Annotated in this window: 14 protein-coding genes and 1 pseudogene; 6 read left to right on the top strand and 9 right to left on the bottom strand. The window is 58.7% G+C overall.

Annotated features, from left to right (window positions below):
- Positions 1–470: 470 nt before the first annotated feature.
- Complete coding sequence (locus EN851_RS37320; RefSeq protein WP_245511662.1) at positions 471–788, bottom strand: hypothetical protein; 318 nt, start codon at positions 786–788, stop codon at positions 471–473.
- On the opposite strand from EN851_RS37320, the gene EN851_RS23320 reads away from it, so the two are divergent.
- Entirely contained in the window at positions 789–1,247 is a 459-nt protein-coding gene (locus tag EN851_RS23320; protein WP_167531278.1) for a TRCF domain-containing protein, read from the top strand.
- A 16-nt stretch (positions 1,248–1,263) separates the two neighbouring features.
- Here the strand turns inward: EN851_RS23320 and EN851_RS23315 are convergent, their stop codons facing one another.
- From EN851_RS23315 to EN851_RS23300, 4 genes are all read right to left on the bottom strand, one after another.
- Positions 1,264–1,632, bottom strand: coding sequence for a hypothetical protein (locus EN851_RS23315; RefSeq protein WP_135906998.1), 369 nt, complete (start codon positions 1,630–1,632; stop codon positions 1,264–1,266).
- A 268-nt stretch (positions 1,633–1,900) separates the two neighbouring features.
- Positions 1,901–2,116: a CsbD family protein gene (locus EN851_RS23310; protein ID WP_135906996.1), complete on the bottom strand. Its 216-nt coding sequence runs from the start codon at positions 2,114–2,116 to the stop codon at positions 1,901–1,903.
- Between the two features lie 672 nt (positions 2,117–2,788).
- Positions 2,789–3,076, bottom strand: coding sequence for a hypothetical protein (locus EN851_RS37890; protein WP_167531277.1), 288 nt, complete (start codon positions 3,074–3,076; stop codon positions 2,789–2,791).
- Positions 3,077–3,198: 122 nt separating this feature from the next.
- Entirely contained in the window at positions 3,199–3,948 is a 750-nt protein-coding gene (locus EN851_RS23300) for an outer membrane beta-barrel protein (RefSeq protein WP_245511661.1), read from the bottom strand.
- Between the two features lie 427 nt (positions 3,949–4,375).
- Here EN851_RS23300 and EN851_RS23295 point away from each other — a divergent pair.
- A pseudogene (locus EN851_RS23295) lies at positions 4,376–4,576 on the top strand (ATP-dependent DNA ligase); the annotation flags it as partial.
- 525 nt (positions 4,577–5,101) lie between these two features.
- Here EN851_RS23295 and EN851_RS37310 read toward each other — a convergent pair.
- Positions 5,102–5,518 (bottom strand): hypothetical protein, encoded by a 417-nt coding sequence (locus tag EN851_RS37310; protein WP_245511660.1) that lies wholly within the window; start codon positions 5,516–5,518, stop codon positions 5,102–5,104.
- A gap of 150 nt (positions 5,519–5,668) precedes the next feature.
- On the opposite strand from EN851_RS37310, the gene EN851_RS23280 reads away from it, so the two are divergent.
- On the top strand, positions 5,669–6,529 hold the full coding sequence (locus EN851_RS23280) for an ATP-dependent DNA ligase (RefSeq protein ID WP_135880737.1): 861 nt from the start codon (positions 5,669–5,671) through the stop codon (positions 6,527–6,529).
- Positions 6,530–7,024: 495 nt separating this feature from the next.
- Here EN851_RS23280 and EN851_RS23275 read toward each other — a convergent pair whose 3' ends face one another.
- Positions 7,025–7,330 carry a hypothetical protein gene (locus tag EN851_RS23275; RefSeq protein WP_135906992.1) on the bottom strand — a complete coding sequence of 102 codons (306 nt, stop codon included), beginning with the start codon at positions 7,328–7,330 and terminating at the stop codon, positions 7,025–7,027.
- A gap of 98 nt (positions 7,331–7,428) precedes the next feature.
- On the opposite strand from EN851_RS23275, the gene EN851_RS23270 reads away from it, so the two are divergent.
- On the top strand, positions 7,429–7,653 hold the full coding sequence (locus EN851_RS23270; protein ID WP_135880739.1) for a DUF768 domain-containing protein: 225 nt from the start codon (positions 7,429–7,431) through the stop codon (positions 7,651–7,653).
- Positions 7,654–7,841: 188 nt separating this feature from the next.
- Here EN851_RS23270 and EN851_RS23265 read toward each other — a convergent pair whose 3' ends face one another.
- Positions 7,842–8,534: an SOS response-associated peptidase gene (locus tag EN851_RS23265; protein WP_135906990.1), complete on the bottom strand. Its 693-nt coding sequence runs from the start codon at positions 8,532–8,534 to the stop codon at positions 7,842–7,844.
- Positions 8,535–8,679: 145 nt separating this feature from the next.
- Between EN851_RS23265 and EN851_RS23260 the strand changes: the two genes are divergently transcribed.
- Positions 8,680–8,889, top strand: coding sequence for a hypothetical protein (locus EN851_RS23260; RefSeq protein ID WP_135880741.1), 210 nt, complete (start codon positions 8,680–8,682; stop codon positions 8,887–8,889).
- Entirely contained in the window at positions 8,890–9,351 is a 462-nt protein-coding gene (locus EN851_RS23255) for a hypothetical protein (protein WP_135880742.1), read from the top strand.
- Here EN851_RS23255 and EN851_RS23250 read toward each other — a convergent pair.
- On the bottom strand, positions 9,259–10,134 hold the full coding sequence (locus tag EN851_RS23250; protein ID WP_245511659.1) for a plasmid partitioning protein RepB C-terminal domain-containing protein: 876 nt from the start codon (positions 10,132–10,134) through the stop codon (positions 9,259–9,261). The genes EN851_RS23255 and EN851_RS23250 overlap by 93 nt on opposite strands.
- Positions 10,135–10,138 lie beyond the last annotated feature (4 nt).

Below are 10,138 nucleotides of genomic sequence, written 5' to 3'. Positions count from 1 at the left end.
GGAAACCGAAAAGGCCGTCAGGGACAAGATCAGCGACGCCAGCGGAGAGCGGGCGACGTGAGGTAGGTTTTCGGCTTGCTTTCACGATCAGGGCGCGCGTCCAAGCTAGCTGCAGCGTGGATGGCCAACGTCAAGCCACGTTGGACCATGCCTGCCTTGCCAGGTCGCATTTAGCGACGCCGTACCGCCAGCGATGACCTGTCGCGGCCCTGCGACTCTGGTAGAAAAGGACCAGCCGAGTGCCCTCGATGACTACGGTCGAGTGACCATTTTCACCTGGTTCTCCAGGGTCAAGAACCGGCCCGACCGTGCGGTAAGGGCCCTCGACATGCTCGGCGAGGGCGAAAAAGACCCGCTGGCGGCTGCCGCGTGGCCCTTCGGGGAGAAAGCATGTCGCGTTGAGAAGAATGCGCCCGCCCGGGAGCTCGACAAGCTGCGCACCCTCGATGCCCCATTCATAGTCAGGATGCTCACGCGAATTGTGGTGAGACAAATCGGTATGGTCGAGTTATCTTGCCCACCCGCTTCCACGGCCCAAACCACGAATCCGACTGGCTGCGCGCGAGATAGATGTCGGGCTGCGGAACCTTGGTAAACCGTGGCATGCCTGAATAGACGATGTAGCGCTTGCCACCGATCAGGGCCGGATGCGGATCGTAGATCCCGTCCTCATCCGTACCGGGAAGTGCATCGATCGCGGACCCCATCACAGTCCAATCGAAGCCGTTGTCCGAGACAACATGCTCACAGCGGCCGCCCGATTTCATGAACTCGGTCTGGATGAACATATGAAAGAGCGAGGTGACGACAGATCGATATCGGAGCCCGCGATCAACCTTGAATTTTCGGGCGCGTTCCCATCGGACTATGTCCCCGACGCCACCGTCAGACTAAACCTCTATTCCCGGCTGCAACGCTTCGAGCGCGCAGCTGAGATCGATGCCTTCGCCGATGAATTGGAAGACCGTTTCGGCGCTCCGCCACCAGAAACGATCATGCTCATTGAGTTGGCCCGGTTGAAACAAGCCGCCGCTGGCGCCGGCATCGTCAGGATCGGCGCCGGCCCCGCAGCCATCGCCATCGAGCTCGCGAAGCTGGACTCGAAGCTTCTAGCCCGTCTGCAAAAGCACCCAGATTGCAGCCCACGCGAAGACCGCGTGATATTCAAAATCGCGACGACACCGGGGCCGGGACGTTTGCGCGCCGCGAGAAAGCTTGTCGATCTTTGCCGGGCGGCAACGACCTAAACAAGCCGAATCTTTGTCAGCAGGGTTGGCAAAGAAAGTGTCCTTCGCAACGGAGCGCTTCGACCAGAAGAAGTGTCGCGCCGAGGCAGTCGCCGGAAGCCTGCTCAGCCATGGTGAGGAGGGACCAGCGAACCAACGGTTGGGTGAAGTCATCGAAAGCGTGACCCGCAAAATGGCAGATTACCGCTTGCCCCAATTTGTCGAGAGCCATCAGTCCAAGGCCCCCGGTCGGATAGGCTAGCGCGGCGATGCGTTGGAGGTGTCGATCCCCATCGACACGAAGCTCGAAGAGGACCACGCCCTGAGTGCGCTCGGCGACGAGGTTAACCTTGTCGGAGAAAGGGCCTGGCATGTGGCGGATGGTGCCGACCACCATCTCAAACATGATCTCATCCAAGCCTGCGGAAATCATGTGGCGAGCTTGCAGGACTCGTCGGCAACCACAACAGTCAAAAGCACTTGTGCACAGCTAAACAACGCACTGATATAAAGCCGAAATCTGCGTTCACGGATCGCCGCCAACAGGGTCGCCGAGGGTGACTGGTGCGCATCAGCGGCTTTTGCATCATGCGCGCGTCGGGGGTTGGATGGGGAAGACATTTGTCCAAACAGCCCGCTCCTCACCGACGGCCTCTCGGGTCGGCAGCCGGAGCTCAGAGGTTCTTGTTGATCTTGGCCGCGACCTTGTTTGTGGCGTCCTTGACAGCCGATTTTGCATCGCCGACCGCCTTTTGTACTTTGCCCTTGGCTTCCTGCGCCTCGCCTCCGTCCCTGAGCCTGTCATTGCCTAACGCTCTGCCAACGCCTTCCTTGGCTTTTCCAACCGCCTGGTTAGCTAGACCCGAGGCCTTGTCGCTCTTGCTGCCCATAGAAATATTCCTCTTCGTTGGCTGTAAACCGTGGCCACCCGCAACGTCAGAGTCATCGAGAAGTTCCAGGGCTTTGCCAGGGAGAATGATTGAGCCAATGGCTTCATCGCCTCGACCTTTCGGGCTCGCCCTCGCCGCACACGGTCGCCTCTCCCGATAAACCTGGAGTGATGCGCAGCGTGGGTTTCGTCGGCATGCGGACACCGTACGCACATCGTTCTTCGAGAGACTTCTCGATGAGCATGTCACCTGCGAAACGGCAGGACCTAGTCCGCGTTGTCAGGTGATTAACTACCTCGTTGGCAAAGGGGGCCCCGGCTGACGATGTCACCTTGATCCGTCAATACAGAGCGTTGTGGGAGAGCTATGGCGTCGATCCGGTCAACATCAAACTCGACGCTGAGGCCGTCGCGTCGAGGTTCATTTTGTCTGGCCGACGGCGTTTCGAACTAGCTAGCTTCCTTGCAGAAGTTGATGGCGTGGCCCGTCGGGTCACTGGCCTGTCAGGTTCGAACGTCTACCCTGCCCCAACGTAGCGGTTCCATCCCGGCCGGGGACCACCGCGTCCGGGCGATTCATTGTCCACAACATAAGCGGAATGCTTTTCATCAACCTTTTGCGGGTCGGAACAAAGGCGAATGATCACATTCATCTGCTGAAGGGACACCGTAATCAGCAGACAGGACTATAAACATGAAGGCTTTGATCTTGAGCGCCGTAGCGCTTTCTCTTGGCATCCCGGCTATCGCCACGGCCGCCGAGGCTGATGTGGTGATCACGTCGCATCACCGTCACCACCATCGCGCCGTTGTCTATAATGACGAGGGAGGTCGGCTCCATCATCGCCATCATGGGCATGTCGCATTCTATGACAATGGCGAGCGTGCGTGGCGCCACCGCCATCACCGCCGGGATACGGTCATCGTGACGATGGGTCACCGTCGCCATCACCATCGACATGTCGTCATCGATCAGGGCAACGACTAGGCCGCGTGCGTGCCCGGCTCCGCTATATTGAAAGGCTCGAGCCGGGCGCACCGCAATCTGCCGGGCTTTCTTCTCGCTGGCTTTGTGGCTAAAAACTACTGACCCATCCCGAACTTGTAGGTCAGCCTAGCCATCACGGCATCAACTTTTGCGTCGGTGCGATAGGTCTCAGGATTAGCACCGAGGCTGCCGTTATCGAACACGTTGTTGCCCGTGCTCGTCTTATGACCGAGGTCAATGTGGGTGTAGTCCACGCCGAGCGAGAGGTTGTTCGTAACGGCGTAGTCGATGCCGGCGCCAAGCGCATAGCCGTTCTGCCACTCTTTTTTCTCGTAGGTCACGAGAGCGTCGTTGTCTCGGGCTCGGAAATCCACCTTGCCGCCAGCATAACCCGCCTTCGCGTAAATGAGCACGCGATCGAAGGCATAGCCGACGCGGCCAACGACCGTTGCGTAATTCGAGATTTTGGCGGTCTCGGTGTCACTGTCCGGGAAATAGGGACTGGTGATGGTTTTGCGGATGCCCGTGGCAGTCCAAGTCGCCTCGCCTCCCAGCACGAATTGCCCCCACTGCCATTGCGCGCCTGCATGAATACCTCCAGCGACGCCGGCTTTGTTGAAGTCAAAGCCTTCCGTGCCGGCCGGAACCGCGTCGGTGAAAAAACCACCGTTCGGCTCCGTTACGTCCGTCGCCGTGATGTCACCATTGGCAACGCCGAGGTGGCCGCCGACATAGAAACCGCTCCAGTCGTAGGCCGACCCAGCGATCGGCGCCACCATGTCGGCTGCTGAGGCTGTGCTTGCCGACAAGGCTGCAAAGGCGACAACTGCTAAGAATCTATTCACGATTTTCTCCCAACCCAAGACAATCCCTCACATATAGTAATAGCCGGGTCCGTCCTAAAAGTGTGTGATGTTTTTGCCACAAACACATATTAGTTGCCACCATTAGGCTAGCGGCATTTCGAGGTTGGGTATCACTCCGGCACTTGCGAAAGGCAAGGTGATGCCAAGTATAGCCTGGTGGTCGCCGCTCTTGCCGAGGATCCGCAGGCAGGCCATGTCGACCTTATGTTGGGCGATGGCGACTATCCTTGGGCATGTACGTTTTGGCGTCGACCGGCAGCCAGCGAAGGCAAACGGCATCACCAGCGCCGAAATCGAGGAAGAGACCGGAGGCGTCTATGAAATAGTGCTCGCACGTGACTGCTCTGCCGTCAGGTTTCGCCCCTCACGTAGCTGCTGCCGACCAACAGCGGACAGGGCGGAAGATATAGACGGCGAAATCATCGTGCTGAACGAGGCCGGCCTGTCGGACTTCGGCGCGCTACGCAAAGCCATCACCACCCGGCAACATGACCTTTATTTCGTCGCCTTTGATCTCCTGCATATCAACGGCCATTATCTTCGCGACATGCCGCTGGAGGAGCGTCGCGAGATTCTTTCCGAGATGATCCTCGAGGGCCAGCGCATCCCAGCTCAGCCAGCGGTGTTGGGGTAGCTTCAGCGTGCCCGCTGTCATGAATGCGTTTGCCAAGGCGCACTGATCAGGGCTGAAGGGGAACCCCGCCCGGTGTTGATCAGGCTAGTTGATCCCAGCACAACTCCAGAAGGACTGCCCGTTGCCGGAAGGTGGCGGGCATTTTGTTTTAGCCTGTGCTACAATGCTATTGTCCAACGAGGCTGGCGCCTATGCGGCTTTTGCTGTTTTCAATGGTGGTGCTGCTCTTCATGGGCAGCGGCTTTTGGCTGGCGGCCGAACTTGTGGTCGGGGGCGGTTGACAAGAATTGTCGACGTAATGCAGTTTCTCGCCGAGGGTAAAGCGAGGAGCGCCACTATGAAGAGAGCCTATGAGAAGCCCGCGCTGATTAAGCGCGAGCGCCTGTCGGTTGTGACAGCCGCCCCAAGTCTGTCAGTTCCGCCGCCGCCTCCGCCGCCATGAGTTCTGCCTGACTTTCTATCAAAGCCCGCTTGCCCTGACCGGCAGGCGGGCCTTTCTTATTTTGATCGAGGGAAACTGAGGATTGTCGCGGGCACTGTCTCCAATGGCTCATGGCCAGGAACTTCATGCCACATGACTTGGCGCAAATTGCGCTGATCGACCTTCTGGCCGCAGTTCGGGCATTTGTAGAAATGGTCCGCTTCAGGAATGACGCCGCCTCCGTGCAGTGTGCCGGCGATCGGTGGACCAAGGTCCGAAGGCGTCGTCAATTCCGTGACGTCTGGACGCTGGTCAGGTCCGACGAGGCTGTACTCGTATACGGCCGCCTGCTCTTCATTGACCACGCGGAACCAATGATCCTGCATCGCTCTTGGCGATACTTGTTGTCCGGCCACGACCTCGGCGGCCTTCATCGGATCGTCCTCCAAGACCACGCCAGCTGACACCACCGCGTCGGCGTAAATCTCTTCCACCACGTACTTCGTCGTCGGGTCCTTTAGCTCCACAGATGGGTGGCAACGTTGATTGTCCCCCCTTTGTTGCACTGGCGCACACGAATGGAGTTTGGAGTTTTGGAACCATTTAGATAAAGCTAATTGAATCGCCGGTCGCGAGTGCCGTGTATGCGTTTGAAGTTCATTGAACCGCTGATGCCGACCTTGGTTAACAAACCTCCCGAGGGCGACGCTTGGATTCACGAAGTCAAGTTCGACGGCTACCGCTCTCAGATCATCAAGGATGAAACCGGCGTTCGCGTCTTCACCCGCCGCGGGCTGGACTGGACGGGCAAATACCGAGACCTCGCCAAGGCGGCCGGCGACCTCGAGGTGGAAAGTGCGATCATTGACGGCGAAATCATCGTGTTGAACGACGCCGGGCTTTCTGACTACGGGGCACTGCGCAAGGCGATCACCAGCCGGCAACATGACCTCTATTTCGTCGCCTTCGATCTTCTGCACATCAACGGCCACCATATTCGCGACATGCCGCTGGAAGACCGGCGCGAGATCCTGGCCGAGATGATCCCTGACGGGCAGCGCATCCAGTTCAGCCAGGCGCTCGCGGGCGAGGCCAGCGCCATCTTCCACCTGATCGACCAGGCCGGCATGGAAGGCATGGTCTCGAAAAGGCGCGACAGCAAATATCGCTCCGGCCCGTCAACGAACTGGCTCAAGGCGAAATGCTATACGGTCGAGGAATACGAGCTGTTAGGCGTCGAGCGAGAGCCCGGAAAGCCGGCCTTTGCCTTGATGGCGGATCGGACGACCGGGCGCTATGTCGGTTCGGCCTTCATCAATTCCAGCCGCGCGATCCGCGAGCGCCTGTGGGAGCGCGTCCAAGAGCACGCCGGGCCGGCGCCCAAGGGGATGAAGCGGCCGGCGACGCAATGGGTGAAGCCGGGGATCATCGGGCGCGTGAAGCACTTGCGCGGCGAGGAGGATTTGCGGCACGCTTCGCTGCAGGATTTTCGCGAGGAAGATTGACCCCTGGAGACTCATGCTGGAGCACGGATATGACCCTCGCGCTTAAGAAAGCAAAACCCTATCCGTCAGGTGTCGATCCTACGCAAATCAGTGCCAACAATCGGAGCGTCGAACGACAAGCCGGCTCCCCGTAGTGGAAAGGCGTGAGGAAATCGGCACGCATAAAACCCTCAGTCCCGATAGGCACTACTTGGTACCAAGCGCCGGTATCTCGCGTGTTCCTTCAGTTCGCCGACAACAAAGAAACCCTATTCCCGGGTGGATCTGTCCTCCAAATCCATAACACGTGTTAATATAATAACCACCACAATTACACTTACGGCAATGCCCACCACTAAGCCCCACCAAAACATCTGATCGCCCACTCACACCAATGCCCCAGTAACGGCTCTGCCTTATTCTGCAATAAAACGCAACCTGCCGGCAGCTAAAGTCCTCTGACAAGGCAGGCAAGGCCGCCCGGCCAAAGCACCTCTCGACGGAAGAGACAACTTTCTAAGTGGCCTCGTCCACCAGAGGCGCCTTCCGCGTCGGCGGCTTGTAAGGCGTCACCAGCCTAACGGTCGCGGCATCAACGGTGATGGGAATGCTCAGGTTCACCGTCACTTTTCCCTCGTCGATATGTGTGACGTCGCCGATCAGTTCGATCGGCTGCCCCTTCTGCACCTTCAACGTGCTGTCAACGATGGAATGGGGCTGTCCATAGGATGGGATGGAAACGCTCACGCGGTCCTCGGTGACCCGCCGGCGTATCGTCGCGGTTATGGCGACCTCGTCGCCAATGTGAAAGCCTCTGCCCATGTGCATGATTCTGGAGCAGTGTGCGGCTTCGTCAAGCGATGTCTAATATACTGCGTTCGTGGACGGGAACCCAAAGCGCAGATCGAGCTTATGGCTTAATGAGCGCGCGTGGCATCGATTTCCTGTACCAATGGATCGCGAACAACGTGCCGGAGACGGCAAAACCAGATGTCATCTCCGTGGACGAACTCACCGATCAGCTAATTGCCGATGCAAAGGCGATCGGCATCAAGCGGATGGAGCTCGACGACGAGGTGGAAAGCCTCTATCGAACGCTGGTCGACTGGATTGTGCACTTCCACGATCCTGGCGCGTCGGAGTAACTTGGTGAAGCTATAGATACCGTTCGCCGTCGGCGCGATGCTCGAAACATGTGGGTCTTGGCGGAGCCGGGCAAAACCGAAGCCTGCATGCATGAGGCAGCCCTCGTGCTCACACAGATGCCCCAGCACTTTCGCGCGCCCACGCGGTGCCGATGTGATGCCTTCGGCAAGTTTGATTGGTTCGTCGCTCATAGTGGGTTGATCGGCCCGACCAGGGCAGGGTGGTCATTCGGCTGCTTGTTGACGGCGGCCGAGTTGACGTCGCGCCCAACACGGTCGAATTGCAACTGACCGTCGATGTCGTGGCTCAGAATGTCCTTCAAATAGTCCTTCGGCGTAGCCGGGTCCAGCCAGGCGTCATAATAGGCTTGGTCGAGAATGACCGGTTGCCGGTCGTGCAGGTTCTTCATCGGCTCGCCGGCCGGCTCGGTGATGATGGTGCAACTGGTGACGTCGAGATTTGAATTGTGGGCCCAGAGTCCGGCAAACGAAAAAGGCGCGTGGCCGGGCAGATAGATGTGCCAAGGATCCTTCTTCCCGTCTGCCGGCGAAATCGTCCATTCGAAGAAGCCATCAGCGGGGATCAGGCAGCGCTTGGACTTGAAGGCGTCCCGAAAGGCCGGCGCCGTGTCAATGCCTTCAATCCTGGCGTTGAACATGGCCGCCTTGGGCATCTCCTTCGCCCAGAACGGAACGAGCCACCATCGCCCTTCGCGCAGGCGGTGGTTGCCGTTCTCGCCGGCGGTGACGAAACGCACATCCTGCGTCGGCGCGATGTTGTAGCGCGGCTCGTAGTTGCGACCGACATCCGCCGGCGCCGTCAGCCGGCAGAGCCGATGGATTTCGGACCACGGCAAATACCGGGTGTAGCGACCGCACATGGCGCTTTCCTCTATCGAGCTTCAAAGCTCATCTCCTGTCACCAATTTGCCATCAGTGAACAAAATGAGAACATGAGAGTCAATACCTCTTGACCTGACAGGAATATGTTCCTTATTCCTGATGTATCTGAGCAGGAAAAAGGCCATGGGAAAGCGCCAAAATGCGCCGATTGGCGAAGCTATGTCCGATTTGGAGTTTACTGCCCAGCAGGCCATAGCTGCAGCCGGTGGCGACGTTGTGGTCGCCTTGCTGACCGTCTTGGCCAGGAACGCCAAACTTGAGCGGGAACTCGCTTTGTCACGCGCGGCGGTCTCGAATGGGTTTTCTCGCGGCTGGCTTAAGGCGCGCCCATAGATGGTGGACACCGCCGAAGACAATTTCCGGATCGAGGTTTGGGATCGGGAGGAGAAGACGCATCTCGAAACCATCTGTCGATCGCCGGATGCGATGGTGAGCCAAGCTGCCTGGCATGCCGCCATCAGGCGCCGGCCCGGCATGCTGCTGATCCATTACAACAGCCGCCACGTCATGGAGAAAATGGTCACGCCGGGCGAAGTAAAGCTTCCGCCTCAAACGATCATCGACGGCAGCATACACGCCGGACTCGACGTCTCGCTCGGCGATCTGCGCGAATGGCACACTCTGCGAGCCTGGTGCAAGAATTGCTCCCACCATGCCCCGGTAAAGGCGGCCGGACTTATCCGCCGATACGGGAGGGACGCGCTATTCAGCACTGTTGAGCGAGCGCTTCTCTGCACGAGCTGCGACCGGGGCGGGCCGGTCCGGCTCGAGGTCCACAGCATGCCGCGAAACTAAGGGTGATGACCGATCGCTTGCGACCCGGCTTGCGGCGGGTGTTTCTTTGTATCGAGCCTCGCGGAAGTCGAGCAAGTTCTGAAACACCTCCAGTTGCCCCGCGAAATTGCGCGCCAGATATCGAACCAGCTTGGGGTTGTTCAGCAGTCGGTCGAAATAGCTCGTAGCGGCGATCAGGTTTAGCATTTCTGAGCCGTGGGTGCTGGCAGCGCTCAGATAGTCATGGCTGACCTCGGCAATGTTGGCTTCCATGGCGGCCATTTGCGCCGGGGAAATACCCTCGTATCTTTTTCTGCGAGCCAAGGGATTGGTGAGTTGTGATCGTGGGGTGAGCTCGATCAAGAGCCTCGCTACTCGAAATTCCACGCGGTTCATCGCGAGCATCAACCGGACAACCTCAACCTGCCGGCCCGGCACGACCTCTCGTAACAAGCCGAAAATCTTCAAGGGGGCGCCGAAATCGTTCAGCATGTCGAGAGCTTCGAGGCAGATGCCTTCGACAAGCGGCTCGTCGACGCGCGGCAAGGAAATCTGCCGGTCTTCGCAGATACCCGCTTTCACCCCGGCCTCTGGCGAATTTTGCATCAAGATCGAAGGAAGCGTTGCGAAGCCATTCGATTGAAGCAATCCTTGAAATGCAGCGATGCGCAGGACATGACGAAAGGCATCGACGACGCTTTCCATCTGGTGTTTCACCGCGTCGGCTTCCCTGATGAATTCCTGCATATTGTCGACTTGGCGCCTGTAGGTCTTCAACAAACCGGAGACACGCAGCGGGTTCATCGGC

Source organism: Mesorhizobium sp. M8A.F.Ca.ET.208.01.1.1 (assembly GCF_004791315.1).
GTDB lineage: Bacteria > Pseudomonadota > Alphaproteobacteria > Rhizobiales > Rhizobiaceae > Mesorhizobium.
This window is presented reverse-complemented; position numbering and strand designations above follow the sequence as displayed.